The organism is Prauserella marina (assembly GCF_002240355.1).
Taxonomy (GTDB): Bacteria; Actinomycetota; Actinomycetes; order Mycobacteriales; family Pseudonocardiaceae; genus Prauserella_A; species Prauserella_A marina.
In genome coordinates, this window is the sequence record NZ_CP016353.1 from 4235456 (window position 1) to 4248460 (window position 13005).

General features: G+C 68.9%; 12 protein-coding genes. 5 read left to right on the forward strand and 7 right to left on the reverse strand.

The genetic code is table 11. The features are described 5' to 3' along the window. From BAY61_RS19845 to BAY61_RS19865, 5 genes are all read left to right on the forward strand, one after another. Positions 1 to 1611 carry a glucose-6-phosphate isomerase gene (locus tag BAY61_RS19845; RefSeq protein WP_091808142.1) on the forward strand — a complete coding sequence of 537 codons (1611 nt, stop codon included), beginning with the start codon at positions 1 to 3 and terminating at the stop codon, positions 1609 to 1611. Continuing rightward, positions 1608 to 3137, forward strand: a complete 1530-nt coding sequence (gene zwf / locus BAY61_RS19850; protein ID WP_091808141.1) for a glucose-6-phosphate dehydrogenase — start codon at positions 1608 to 1610, stop codon at positions 3135 to 3137. Before BAY61_RS19845 ends, zwf begins: the two co-directional genes overlap by 4 nt. Then, entirely contained in the window at positions 3134 to 4102 is a 969-nt protein-coding gene (gene opcA, locus BAY61_RS19855; RefSeq protein WP_091808139.1) for a glucose-6-phosphate dehydrogenase assembly protein OpcA, read from the forward strand. The genes zwf and opcA overlap by 4 nt, the downstream gene beginning before the upstream one ends. Then, positions 4099 to 4872, forward strand: coding sequence for a 6-phosphogluconolactonase (pgl, locus tag BAY61_RS19860; RefSeq protein WP_091808138.1), 774 nt, complete (start codon positions 4099 to 4101; stop codon positions 4870 to 4872). Before opcA ends, pgl begins: the two co-directional genes overlap by 4 nt. A 158-nt stretch (positions 4873 to 5030) precedes the next feature. Beyond that, positions 5031 to 6242, forward strand: a complete 1212-nt coding sequence (locus tag BAY61_RS19865; RefSeq protein WP_091808136.1) for a sensor histidine kinase — start codon at positions 5031 to 5033, stop codon at positions 6240 to 6242. A 562-nt stretch (positions 6243 to 6804) separates the two neighbouring features. Here BAY61_RS19865 and BAY61_RS19870 read toward each other — a convergent pair. From BAY61_RS19870 to BAY61_RS19900, 7 genes are all read right to left on the reverse strand, one after another. Then, entirely contained in the window at positions 6805 to 7146 is a 342-nt protein-coding gene (locus tag BAY61_RS19870) for an RNA polymerase-binding protein RbpA (protein WP_091808134.1), read from the reverse strand. 56 nt (positions 7147 to 7202) lie between these two features. Beyond that, positions 7203 to 7433, reverse strand: coding sequence for a preprotein translocase subunit SecG (gene secG / locus BAY61_RS19875; RefSeq protein ID WP_091808133.1), 231 nt, complete (start codon positions 7431 to 7433; stop codon positions 7203 to 7205). A gap of 58 nt (positions 7434 to 7491) precedes the next feature. Continuing rightward, positions 7492 to 8277 carry a triose-phosphate isomerase gene (gene tpiA, locus BAY61_RS19880; RefSeq protein ID WP_091808499.1) on the reverse strand — a complete coding sequence of 262 codons (786 nt, stop codon included), beginning with the start codon at positions 8275 to 8277 and terminating at the stop codon, positions 7492 to 7494. Positions 8278 to 8279: 2 nt separating this feature from the next. Beyond that, positions 8280 to 9488 carry a phosphoglycerate kinase gene (locus BAY61_RS19885; protein WP_176879827.1) on the reverse strand — a complete coding sequence of 403 codons (1209 nt, stop codon included), beginning with the start codon at positions 9486 to 9488 and terminating at the stop codon, positions 8280 to 8282. A gap of 7 nt (positions 9489 to 9495) precedes the next feature. Next, a complete protein-coding gene (gene gap / locus BAY61_RS19890; protein ID WP_091808129.1) occupies positions 9496 to 10500 on the reverse strand; it encodes a type I glyceraldehyde-3-phosphate dehydrogenase in 1005 nt (334 codons plus the stop codon). A 143-nt stretch (positions 10501 to 10643) separates the two neighbouring features. Further along, entirely contained in the window at positions 10644 to 11834 is a 1191-nt protein-coding gene (locus tag BAY61_RS19895; protein WP_091808127.1) for a winged helix DNA-binding domain-containing protein, read from the reverse strand. 28 nt (positions 11835 to 11862) lie between these two features. Then, on the reverse strand, positions 11863 to 12981 hold the full coding sequence (locus tag BAY61_RS19900; RefSeq protein ID WP_245865267.1) for an acetylserotonin O-methyltransferase: 1119 nt from the start codon (positions 12979 to 12981) through the stop codon (positions 11863 to 11865). Positions 12982 to 13005 lie beyond the last annotated feature (24 nt).

The following is a 13005-nucleotide window of genomic DNA, read 5'->3' on the forward strand; positions in this document are numbered from 1 at the left end:
ATGGGCGCTGAGCACACCGGAGTCAGCATCGATTCCACTGTGGAATCGTCGGCCGCGCCGCTGCTGGACAAGCTCGTCTCCGACCGGATCGCGGGCAAGCTCGCGGCGCAGGACCCCACGCTGTGGGGCTCCGAAGCCGAGGCGGAAGCCGCGATCCGGCTGTCGTGGACAACGCTCTACCAGACCTCGCGTCCATTGATCGGCGAGATCGAGGCGCTGCGTACCGACCTGCGCTCGGAGGGCATCGACAGGATCGTGCTCGCCGGCATGGGTGGTTCCTCGCTGGCTCCGGAGGTGATCACCGGAACCGAGAACGTGGCGCTGACCGTGCTGGACACCACCGACGCTGGCCAGGTTGCCGACGCGCTCGCCGGTGATCTCGACCGGACCATGCTCGTGGTGTCCTCGAAGTCGGGGACGACGGTCGAGACCGACAGTCACCGGCGCATCTTCACGGAAGCCTTCACCGAGGCCGGGATCGACGCGGCGAGCCGCATCGTCGTCGTCACCGATCCCGGCTCGGCGCTGGCCGAACTCGGCGAGAACGAGGGCTATCGCAAGGTGTTCCTCGCCGACCCGAACGTCGGTGGCCGCTACTCCGCGCTGACCGCGTTCGGCCTCGTGCCTGCCGGTCTCGCGGGAGCCGACGTCGCCAGACTGCTCGATCAGGCCGCGGGCGTGGCCGACGCGCTCTCGGCCGACTCGGCCGACAACCCCGCGCTGCGGCTGGCCGCGGCGCTGGGCTCCGCGCACGCGGACGGCGCCGAGAAGGTCGTGCTCGCCGACACCGGTTCCGGCATCGCGGGTTTCGGTGACTGGGCCGAGCAGCTCATCGCGGAGTCGACCGGCAAGCAGGGCACCGGGCTGCTTCCCGTCGTGGTGGAGGACGCGGGCGCGCCCGGCTTCGCCGACGCGGGCCAGGACGCGACCCCGGTCGCCATCGGCGAACTGCTCGGCGAGGCGACGATCGCGGTCGCCGGACCGCTCGGCGCGCAGTTCCTGTTGTGGGAGACGGCGGTCGCGGTCGCGGGAAGGCTGCTCGGGATCGACCCGTTCGACCAGCCCGACGTCGAGGCCGCGAAGAAGGCGGCTCGTTCGCTGCTCGACGATCCCGGTTCGCTGAGCGAGACGGGAAGCCCTTCGGCCGTGTTCGGTTCCGTCGAGGTCTACGGCGACGTGTCCACAAGCGACGGTCTCGCCGGGGTGCTGCGCGAATTTCTCGCGACGGCGCCCGAACACGGTTACGTGTCGGTGCAGGCGTATCTCGACCGGCTCGACGACGCCTCCGCCGGGCTGCTGCGGGCCGAACTGGCCAAACGGTGCCGATTGCAGACCACGTTCGGCTGGGGGCCCCGGTTTCTGCACTCGACCGGCCAGTACCACAAGGGCGGTCACCCCAACGGTGTCTTCCTCCAGCTGACCGGCGCCGTCGAGACCGACATCGCCGTCCCCGACCGGCCCTACTCCCTCGGAACCCTGCAACGGGCGCAGGCCCTTGGCGACGGTCAGGTGCTCGCTGACAACGGGAGACCGGTGCTGCGGTTGCATCTCACCGACAGGGCGGCCGGCCTTGTCGACGTCATGCGTGCCGTACAGGAGCTCGCTTCATGAAACGAGGCTGGACGAACCCGCTGCGCGATCCCCGCGACAAGCGGCTGCCGAGGATCGCGGGCCCATCCGGCCTCGTGATCTTCGGCGTCACCGGCGACCTTTCCCGCAAGAAGCTGATGCCCGCGATCTACGATCTCGCCCACCGCGGCCTGCTTCCCGCCGGGTTCTCGCTCGTCGGGTTCGCGCGCCGCGACTGGGAGGATCAGGACTTCGGCGAGCTGGTGCACGATTCGGTCGCCGAGCACGCGAGGACCCCGTTCCGCGAATCGGTGTGGAACCGGCTCGCCGAGGGAATCCGGTTCGTGCAGGGAAGTTTCGACGACGACGACGCGTTCGACCGGCTCGCCGACACGGTGAGGGAACTGGACACCGAGCGCGGCACCGGAGGAAACACGGCGTTCTACCTCTCCATCCCGCCGAGCGCGTTTCCCGTCGTCACCAAGCAACTCGCGCGCAGCGGGCTCGCCGATTCCAGTGAGGACGTGTGGCGGCGCGTCGTCATCGAGAAGCCGTTCGGGCACGATCTTTCCAGCGCCAAGGAACTCAACGCGGTCGTCAACGACGTGTTTCCCGAGGACTCGGTGTTCCGCATCGACCACTACCTCGGCAAGGAAACCGTTCAGAACATCCTGGCGCTGCGGTTCGCGAACCAGATGTTCGAGCCGATCTGGAACGCCAACTACGTCGACCACGTGCAGATCACCATGGCCGAGGACATCGGTCTCGGTGGCAGGGCGGGCTATTACGACGGCATCGGCGCCGCCCGTGACGTCATCCAGAACCACCTGCTACAGCTGCTCGCGCTGACCGCCATGGAAGAACCGGTCTCCTTCGAGCCAACCACGTTGCGGGCGGAGAAGGTGAAGGTGCTCGGCGCGACGAAACCGGTCGGCCCCTTCGATCTCACGACCGCCCGAGGCCAGTACTCGGGTGGTTGGCAGGGCGGCACGAAGGTGCCGGGACTGTTGCAGGAAGCCGGTTTCTCCAAGGAGTCGACGACCGAGACCTACGCCGCGGTGACGCTGGAAGTGCAGAACCGGCGCTGGGCGGGCGTTCCCTTCTACCTGCGCACCGGCAAGCGTCTCGGCAGGAGGGTCACCGAGGTCGCCGTCGTGTTCAAGAGGGCACCCCACCTGCCGTTCGACTCGACCTCGACCGAAGAGCTCGGCGAGAACGCGCTGGTGATCAGGGTGCAGCCGGACGAGGGCATCACGTTGCGCTTCGGCTCGAAGGTGCCGGGGACCACGATGGAGGTCCGCGACGTCACGATGGACTTCGGCTACGGGCACGCGTTCACCGAAACCTCGCCGGAAGCCTACGAGCGGCTGATCCTCGACGTGCTGCTCGGCGAGCCGTCGCTGTTCCCCGTCAACGAAGAGGTCGAGCTGTCGTGGCGGATCCTCGACCCGGTTCTCGATCACTGGGCCAAGAAGGGCGCCCCCGAGCCGTATCAACCCGGTTCGTGGGGGCCGGAAGCCGCTGACGAGATGCTGGAACGCACGGGCAGGCACTGGAGGCGGCCGTGATCATCGATCTTCCCTCGACGACAACCTCTCAGCTCAACAAGAAGATGGTCGAGCTGCGGGAAAGAGGCGGCGCAGTCGCGCTGGGCAGGGTGCTGACCCTGGTGATCGTGGCCGAGGACGACGAGCAGCTCGAAGCGGCGATCGACGCGGCCAACGAGGCCAGCAGGGAGCATCCCTCACGGGTCATCGTCGTCGCCAAGGGCGCGCGGACGGCCGCTCCGAGGATCGACGGCCAGATCAGGGTCGGCGGTGACGCCGGCGCCAGTGAGGTCATCGTGTTGCGTCTCTACGGCGCGCTCGCCAATCAGGGGCAGAGCGCCGTGGTGCCGTTGTTGCTGCCGGACGCGCCGATCGTCACGTGGTGGCCCGGCACGGCACCGAAGTTCCCCGCGAAGGATCCGCTCGGGCAGTTGGCGCAGCGCAGGATCACCGATTCGGCGGCGGAGAAAAATCCCATCAGGGCGCTGTCGGCGCGGGCCAAGAGCTATGTCGACGGTGACACCGACCTCGCGTGGACCAGGCTCACCAACTGGCGGGCTCAGCTCGTGGCCGCGCTGGATCTGCCTCCGCACGAACGGATCACGGGTGCCTCGGTGACCGGCGAAGCCGATTCGCCATCGACGGAGCTGCTTGCCGGATGGCTCGCCGAGTATCTGAGGGTCCCGGTCAAGCGGGTGAAAACCACGAGCGCGCAGGGCATCGTCGCGGTGAAGCTGGATCGTCCTTCCGGCGCGATCGAGCTGGTCCGCCCCGACGGCAGGACCGGAACGCTGACCCAGCCCGGGCAGCCGAAGCGGCGGATCTCGTTGCGGCGCAGGGACACGCGCGACTGTCTCATCGAGGAACTGCGCAGGCTCGACCCCGACGAGATCTACGAGGCGGCATTGCACGGCCTGAGCAAGCTCTCCGCGGCACGCAAGAAAACGGCCGCCTCGAAGACCACAACCACGAAGGTGAACGCATGAGCCCTTCGCCGGAAGTCGTCGTCCACGCCGACGCCGAACTGCTCGCGGCGGCCACCGCCGCGCGGCTGCTGACGAAACTGGTCGACCTGCAAGCCGCCAACGGATCGGCTTCGGTGGTACTGACCGGTGGTGGCACCGGCATCGCCGTGCTGGAGCAGCTTCGCCACTCCCCCGCCAGGGACGCGATCGACTGGGCGCGACTTGACATCTACTGGGGTGACGAGAGGTTCGTCCCTTCGGCCGACGGCGAACGCAACGAGTTGCAGGCTCGGGAGGCGCTGCTCGATCACGTGCCGGTTGATCCGGCGAGGGTGCACGCGATGGCGCCCTCCGACGGGGTTTTGGGCGATGACGCCGACGCGGCGGCAGCGGCGTATGCCGAGGTGCTCGCCGCGAACGCGGGCCCGGGCGCCGCGGTACCCGCGTTCGACGTGCTCCTGCTCGGTCTCGGCGGGGAAGGGCACACCGCCTCGATCTTCCCCGAGTCGCCCGCGGCCTACGAGAACGAGCGCTCGGTAGTCGCGGTGCGCGACTGCCCCAAGCCGCCCCCCACCCGGATTTCGCTGACGTTTCCCGCGATCAGGCAAGCCGCCGAGGTGTGGTTGATCACCGCGGGTGAGGCGAAGGCCGACGCGGTGGCGCTTGCTCTTTCCGGCGCGGGTGAGGTGCAGCTTCCCGTCGCGGGTGCACGGGGGTCCCAGCGAACGCTGTGGCTCGTCGACAAGGCCGCCGCCGGAAAGTCGAGCGTCCCTTCGCCGCCACGGGTCTGAATCACCCTCGCGGGCCGCGCTGTGGGGGCCAGAATGGTCCTGACCTCCTGAATTCCTGACCGCAGGCCGACATCCCGCACATTTTTCCCGATCCGCGCGTCCCGATCGGCTTTCTCAGTCCTCTCTCAGGTAAGTCCACAAGACGAGAGGTCTGAGCCATGACCACAGAGGGAATCTCGATACCCGGGGTTTCGGTCGGCCGCCCCGGCATGGAAACCGCCAACAAGGTTCGACGGAGAACCATATCCGCCGGACCGCTGTCCGCACTGTGGAAACGTCCCTTCGTACGCAAGACCGCCGTCGATGTCGCCGTCATCGTGATCGCGGTTCTCGACGTGTGGCTGATCATCCCGCAGCAGGCTGAGACGTATTCGGTCGTGCTGTCCGTGGTGAGCTGTGCCGCGCTGGCATTCCGCCGTCTGCTGCCGTTCACGACGCTGTTGCTGACCGTTCCCGGGTTCTTCGCCGGCTGGGCCCAGGTCGCCGCCATGCTTGCGCTGGGCTATCTCGCCACGCGCAAGCAACTGCACTGGCAGGTGTGGGTCGGCGCGGGACTGGTGTGGCTCTGCCGGTTCATTTTGTGGCCACTGCCCGAGTTCTATGCCATGACCTGGCAGGAACACGCGCTCGACGTCATCTACGGCGTGATCGTGGCCGGTATGCCGCTGGCGATCGGCCTGCTCATCGGGGCCCGAACCGAACTGTCCGCGCGGCTGAGCGAACTCGCGGCCAGCAGGGACAGGGAACGCAAGCTGCACGCGCAGGCCGTGCGCGCCGAGGAGAGAGCACGGCTGGCGCGGGAAATGCACGATGTCGTCTCACACGACATCACCCTCATCGTCATGCAGGCGGGCGCCATGGCGGCCTCCGGCTCCGACGCGCAAACCCAGCGCACGGCGCAGACCATCCGCACGCTCGGCACCCACACGCTGGAGGAACTGCGCTCGCTGGTCGGAGTGCTGCGGTCCAGTGCGGCGGAGGAGGACCCCTCCCGTCCCGATCTGGCCGATCTGCCGGAACTGATCGACAACGCCGAAGTGCCGGTTCAATTCGCCGTGGAAAGGTTGCCGGACAACGTTCCTCCGCAGGTGTCGGCGGCGGCATATCGCACCGTGCAGGAGTGCCTGACGAACGTCCGCAAGCACGCGCCGGGGGCCACGGCCTTCGTGCGGCTCTCGGGCGACACGGAAGCGCTGACCATCCAGGTCCGCAACGACCGGCCGAGGGAGCAGCCCGGCCTGCTGCCTTCCGGTGGGTACGGCCTGACCGGCCTTGCCGAGCGGGCGCGACTGCTTGGCGGCACGTTCGAAACGAAGGCGACCGACGACGGTGGATTCGAGGCGGCGGCACGATATCCGGTGACGACCTAGCGCGAGCGCGGGCCGACGGCAGGTCCGGCAAACCCCGGTGCCAGGTGGTCACCGGGTCGCGGATCGCGCGCAGGCCGGGCGGCGGACGCCGGGCGAGGTCGGGCGCCGGGCGGCGAGGTCGGGCGCCCAGGCCGTGCGGCGAGGTCGGGCGTCGAGGTCGGGCGTCGAGCGAACGCGGGCGTCGGGTACATGCGCCTGGCGGGCTGCGGGAACGTAAGCCGGGCCCCACGCGAACGCGGGCTGCGAGGTCGTAAGCCGAGCGGCGGCTGCGGGAGATGTCAGGCTGGCGCGAACGGGCATCTCACCTGCTCGCGCGGCATTCCCGCATTGTGAACGCGCATGTCGCCGACCTGAGCGCAGAACTCGGCGACCTGCACGCGGATCTCGCTGGCCTGAGCGGGGGACACGCGCGCACGACTCGCGCATCGGCACCGACGCGCACCGGCACACCAGGCACACAGACAGGAGTGGGGCTCGCGGTTACACCGCGAGCCCCACTCCTTCGACCCCAGCCGCCGCAGGGGCTTCCCACCGAGGCGAGAAGACCCTGTTCAGCGGAGTTTCAGATCTCCCTGCGCTGCCGCAGCCGTTCCAGCGCCTCGGCGAGGATGGCCTCACCATCGGCGTCACTGCGGCGTTCCTTCACATACGCGAGATGCGTCTTGTACGGCTCCGTCCGCGGAGCCGCCGGCGGGTTCTGCTCATCCTGCCCACCGGGAAGCCCGCAACGCGGGCAGTCCCATTCTTCCGGGACCTCTGCGTCCGCCGAGAACGAAGGCCGGGACACGTGCCCGTTGACGCACCAGTACGAGACGCGGCGCCGGGGGGCCGACTCGCCACGCTCTGACTCGCCGGACGGACCCGCACCGACTCGGGTGCCTCGAATAGCGTTACCGCCAACCATGAATCCTCACACCCACCAGAGAGTTGGCGTGCCCCCGCCCAGCACGCCAAGGGCAACTAAATCTTCACCAGCAGTCCGAGGCCCACGATGGCGATCAGCCATACCGCACCAAGACCGAGCGTGATGCGGTCGAGGTTCTTCTCGGCCACACTCGACCCGGCCAGGCTCGACTGCATACCGCCACCGAACAACGAAGACAGTCCACCGCCGCGCCCGCGGTGCAGCAGCACCGCGACGATCAGCAGCACGCTCGTCGCGATCAACAGAATTTGCAGGAACAGCTTCATGTCATCCTCTGTGTACTGCGGGTGGCGGGGTACCCAGAGTAGCGGGTACCCATCGTTCTCATGGTAGAGGGCCTCCTGCGGCCAGCGCACAAAGCTTGGTGAATTCCTCACCGTCAAGGCTGGCGCCACCGACGAGAGCCCCGTCCACGTTGTCGCACGCGACCAGTTCGGCGATGTTGCCGGACTTGACGGAGCCACCGTAGAGCACGCGCGTGGCCTCGGCCAGCTCTGCCCCGTATTTGTCGGAGAGCGCCGCGCGCAGCGCCGCGCACACCTCTTCGGCGTCGGCGGGGGTCGCGACCCTGCCCGTGCCGATGGCCCACACCGGCTCGTAGGCGACGACGACCTCCTTGACCTGGTCGGCCTTGAGCCCTTTCAGCGCGGCGATGAGCTGGCCCGTGGTGTGCTCGATGTGCCCGCCGGCCTCCCTGACCTCCAGTTGCTCGCCGACACACAGGATCGGCTTGATCCCGTGCTTGATCGCCGCCCGCACCTTCTTGTTGACGACCTCGTCGGTCTCGGCGTGGTATTGCCTGCGCTCCGAGTGCCCCACCGCGACGTACGTGCAGCCGAGCTTTGCCAGCATCGGCCCGGAAACGTCACCGGTGTAGGCACCGGAGTCGTTCGCGGAAAGGTCCTGCGCTCCGTAGCTGAGCAGGAGCTTGTCGCCGTCGACGAGGGTCTGCACGCTGCGGATGTCGGTGAACGGTGGCAGCACCGTCACGTCGACCTTGGCGTAGTACTTCTCGGGGAGCGAGAAGGCGATCTTCTGCACGAGCGCGATGGCCTCAAGGTGGTTGAGGTTCATCTTCCAGTTGCCCGCGATCAGCGGCTTGCGCGCCACCATCACTTCCCTTCGCTCAAGACGGCCACGCCGGGCAGTTCCTTGCCTTCCAGATACTCCAGCGACGCGCCGCCGCCGGTCGAGATGTGCGAGAAGCCGTCCTCCGGCAAACCGAGCAGCCGGACGGCCGCCGCGGAGTCGCCGCCGCCGACGACGCTGAACGCCGGGGAGTCGGCGATCGCCCGCGCGACACCGCGCGTGCCCTCGGCGAAGGGGGCCAGCTCGAACACGCCCATCGGCCCGTTCCAGAAGACCGTCGCCGCCGCCGCGAGTTCCGAGGCGAAGGCGGACACCGTGTCAGGGCCGATGTCGAGGCCCATCCAGCCGTCCTCGATGGCCGTCGCGCTCACCGTGCGGGTGTCGGCATCGGCGGAGAACGCGTCGGCCACGACGACGTCGACCGGCAGCACGAGCTTGTCACCGGCCTCGGCGAGCAGTCGCCGGCACGTGTCGACCATGTCGGCCTCCAGCAGCGAACCGCCGACGCCATGCCCCTGCGCCGCGAGGAAGGTGAAGCACATGCCTCCACCGACCAGCAGCCGGTCGACCTTCGGCAGCAGCGCCTCGATGACGGCGAGCTTGTCGGAGACCTTCGAGCCACCGAGCACGACGACATAGGGCCTGCCGGGATCGACGGTCAGTGTGGTCAGCACGTCGAGTTCGGCGAGCACGAGCCCGCCCGCGTAGGCGGGCAGGACGCGGGCCACATCGTAGACGGAGGCCTGCTTGCGGTGCACGACGCCGAAACCGTCGGACACGAACGCGCCGCCGGTACCGACGAGGGCGGCGAACTCGCGGGCCAGCTCGGCCCGCTCGCTCTCCACCTTGCTGGTCTCTCTCGGGTCGAAGCGCACGTTCTCCACCATCGCCACCGAACCGTCGGTGAGCGCGGCGGTGACCCGCTTCGCCTCCTCGCCGACGACATCGCCCGCGAGCGGGACCTCGGCGCCCCCACCGAGCAGCTCACCGAGCCGCTTGGCGACCGGGCGCAGCGAGAACTTGTCCTCCGGTGCGCCCTTCGGCCGCCCGAGGTGTGCCGTGACCACAACTCGGGCACCGGCATCGGCCAGCTTCTTGATCGTGGGCAATGCCGCTTTGACCCTGCCGTCGTCGGTGATGGTGTCGCCGTCGAGCGGTACGTTCAGATCCGAACGCACCAGCACGCGGCGACCCGATACACCCTCGGCGAGCAGATCGTCGAGTGTCTTCACCGCCATGTCAGGACAGCTTGGAACCGACGAGCTTCACCAGGTCGGCGAGGCGGTTGGAGTAGCCCCACTCGTTGTCGTACCAGCCGACGACCTTCACCTGGTTGCCGATGACCTTGGTCAGCGGTGCGTCGTAGATGCACGACGCGGGGTCGGTGACGATGTCGGACGAGACGATCGGGTCGTCGCTGTAACGCAGGATGCCGTTGAGCGGCCCCTCGGCCGCTGCCTTGTAGGCGGCGTTGATCTCCTCGACCGAAGCGCTCTTGGTCAGCGTGACGGTGAGGTCCGTCGTCGAGCCGGTCGGCACGGGAACCCGCAGCGCGTAACCGTCGAGCTTGCCCTTCAGCTCGGGCAGCACGAGGCCGATGGCCTTGGCCGCGCCGGTGGAGGTCGGCACGATGTTCAGCGCCGCGGCACGGGCCCTCCGCAGGTCCTTGTGCGGGCCGTCCTGGAGGTTCTGGTCGGCGGTGTAGGCGTGGATGGTGGTCATCAGGCCCTGCTCGATCCCGAAGCTGTCCTGAAGCACCTTGGCCAGCGGGCCGAGGCAGTTGGTGGTGCAGGAAGCGTTCGAGATGATGGTCTGGCTGCCGTCGTAGTCCTTGTCGTTGACACCCAGAACGACGGTGAGGTCCTCGCCCTTGGCGGGGGCGGAGACGATGACCTTCTTCGCGCCGCCCGCGATGTGTGCCTTCGCGGCGTCGGCGTTGGTGAAGAAGCCGGTGGACTCGACGACGACATCGACCCCGAGCTCGCCCCACGGCAGGTTGGCCGGGTCGCGCTCGGCCAGCGCCTTGATGGTCTTGCCGCCCACGACGATGCCCTCGTCGCTGGTGCTGACCTGTTCGGGGAAACGGCCCAGGATGCTGTCGTATTTGAGCAGGTGGGCCATGGTGGCGACATCGCCGAGGTCGTTGAAGGCGACCACCTCGATGTCATGCCCGCTGGCTTGCACGGCACGGAAGAAGTTGCGGCCGATGCGGCCGAAGCCGTTGACGCCTACGCGAACCGTCACTGCTCTTCTCTCCTCGGGGTTCGCCCCGGTCCCGGACCGGGGCTACACGTCTTCGGTTTCCCGCCAACCCTAGCGTGCTGGCCTGGGCGTATCCGGGTGGCCTTCACGAGACGTCCCCCACCTGGAACCTTTCAGCGAATCGATTAAGTGGACAGTTCGCGTTCGAGCGGAGTGCGGAACCGGGGGACGACTCCGACCTGGCCGAGCCAGGCGTTCATCCTGGCGACCTCGGCCTCCACCGCCGAGGTCGCTTCCGCGCCGATGTCTTCCAGCAAGCGGTACACGACCTCGCCGCCGGGACGCTGCGCCCAGCCGCCCACGATCCGCCCTTCACTCCACACGGTGGGCCCGATGTTGCCCGTTTTGTCGAACAACGCGGCGCGGTGGGCACCGACCAGCCAGGTGCGCTCGGCCCAGCCCATCGCGCTGGGGTCGAGCGCGGGCAGCAGCGCCGCCCACGGCGCCCGCTCGCCCTCTGATTCGCCGGACACGCCGGGAAGGTCGTCGGGAAGCAGGATGCCGGGAATGCCGTCCATGTCGACCTCGGCGGGCCCGATCTCGGCGAGCGCCTTCGTGGTTTGCGCCGCCGTCCAGCCCGTCCACCAGCGCAGGTCGGTGACCTGGCCTGGACCGTAGGCCCGCAACCAGCGCCGGGCGAGCGCCACTCGCGCCGCGCCGGGGTCGAGGGGTTCGAGCCCGGCCGGCAGCCACTCGCCGGTGGGCGACCACGCGTACTGGGTGGACAGCCAGGTCCCCTTCGGCCTGCCGCGCACGATCCTGCCGCTCACGGCGAGCAGGAACAGCACCCTGTTGGTGATGTAGCCGCGCGCCTCGTAGGGCTTGCCCTCCGCCATCGTGATCTCGGTGCGCAACCGTGGTTCGTCGGCGGACAGTTCCTGCGCGCTCGCCGAGCCGCGAGCCGCGAGCGCGGCGACGGTGGCGTCCTCGACGTCGCGCAGCCACCGGCCGAGATCGGGAATGCCGGTCTGTTCGAGGTGCCGCAGCAGCAGCGCCCGTTGCTTGCGCTCGATGTCCTCGGCGCAGCCCGCCTGCACCAGCGGCGCGACCGGGACAGGGACGACGAACATCGTGCGCCGCATGCCGAGCATCCGCAGCAGGGTGCGGTCGTCGTAGAGGGCGCGCTCGACGTCGGCGACCGTGACCCCGGGGGCGCGCGCGGCCACGGCGAGGTACACGGTCGCCGGGTCGGTGGCGTGCAGAGCCACCATGCTGTCGGCGACTTCCTCCGGCGTGCTCGCCTTGGCATCAGGGGCAAGCCGGTGCCGCCGCGCCAGCCTCGCCCTGCGCTCGGCGACGGAAAACGTGCGTGTCATCAGCCTGTCCTACCACCGGGCACCGACATCAGGATCCGGTTCCCGCTCCGGGGACGCAGTCGAGCACGACGTGACCCAGCGGGGTGCGGTGCACGCCGGTGAGATCGAGTCCGGCGCGCGCGATGATCGGCGCGTAGTCGCCGGGGTCGGCCGGATCGTCCCCGTCGGTCGCGCGTTCGCGGCCTCCGCAGAATACGAGCATGCGCAGGTCCATCTCGGCGAGCGTCGCGGGATTGCCCGCCGAACCGCTCGGCGTCTCGATGACGAGCACCCTGCCGCTCTTGCCGTCACTGCCGATCGTCCTGCCGCGCGTGGCGGCCTCGGCGCAGCGGCGCAGGATGCGCACGGCGTCCTCGTCGCCCCAGTCGTGCACGACCCTCCTGAGCACGTACACGTCACCGCCTGGCGGCAACGGATCGAAGAAGCTGCCGGCGACGACGGCGCAGCGCCGCTCAAGGCCCTTGTCCGCGAGATGGCGCCGCGCCCTGTCCACCGTCTCCGGGAGGTCGACGAGAGTGCCCCGCATACCGGGATCGGTGCCGAGTACCCCGGCGAGGAAGGCGCCGGTACCACCGCCGACGTCGACCACGTGCCGGACACTCGACCAGTCGTAGCCGCGCACCGCGTCGGCGACGTAGTCGTCTCCCGAGGCCATCATCGCGTCGAACGACTCGCCGATCTCCTCGTTCTCGGCGAGATATCGCCACAGCGGAATCCCGAAAACCGTCTCCCATGCCGGTTCGCCCGTGCGGACGGTGTAGGCCAGCCCGGTGAAGGCAAGGTCCATCCGGCCACCGAAGCCGTCGAGGTCGAGCCGCCGCCTCATCCCGGAGGGATGGCTCGCCGCCAGTAACGCGGCCGGTTCGTTGACGGCGAACGCGCCGTGTTCCGGTTCGGTGAAAATGCCCTTGCACACGAGGTGGCGCAGCAACCTGCCGAGCGCGTCGGCGTCGGTGCCCGACCGGCGGGCCAGCTCCGCGACCGGTACCGGGCCCTCCGTCATCAGGTCGGCCAGCCGCAGTGAGGCAGCCACGCGGACCGCCATGGGCGTCACCAGGTCGATCACGGGAGCGAGCACGGCGAATGCCGCCTCCCACTCGGATCTCGTGCCAACTCCCTCGCGGTCGGCGCGGTCGTCCTCGGGCACGGCGGCTGCCTCCTTTCCGGTAGC

Coding starts and splice junctions, on each gene's coding strand:
- pgl (WP_091808138.1), top strand. CDS start 4,099: ATGAGCCCTTCGCCGGAAGTCGTCGTCCACGCCGACGCCGAACTGCTC.
- BAY61_RS19845 (WP_091808142.1), top strand. CDS start 1: ATGGGCGCTGAGCACACCGGAGTCAGCATCGATTCCACTGTGGAATCG.
- BAY61_RS19870 (WP_091808134.1), bottom strand. CDS start 7,146: ATGGTTGGCGGTAACGCTATTCGAGGCACCCGAGTCGGTGCGGGTCCG.
- BAY61_RS19895 (WP_091808127.1), bottom strand. CDS start 11,834: ATGACACGCACGTTTTCCGTCGCCGAGCGCAGGGCGAGGCTGGCGCGG.
- secG (WP_091808133.1), bottom strand. CDS start 7,433: ATGAAGCTGTTCCTGCAAATTCTGTTGATCGCGACGAGCGTGCTGCTG.
- zwf (WP_091808141.1), top strand. CDS start 1,608: ATGAAACGAGGCTGGACGAACCCGCTGCGCGATCCCCGCGACAAGCGG.
- BAY61_RS19865 (WP_091808136.1), top strand. CDS start 5,031: ATGACCACAGAGGGAATCTCGATACCCGGGGTTTCGGTCGGCCGCCCC.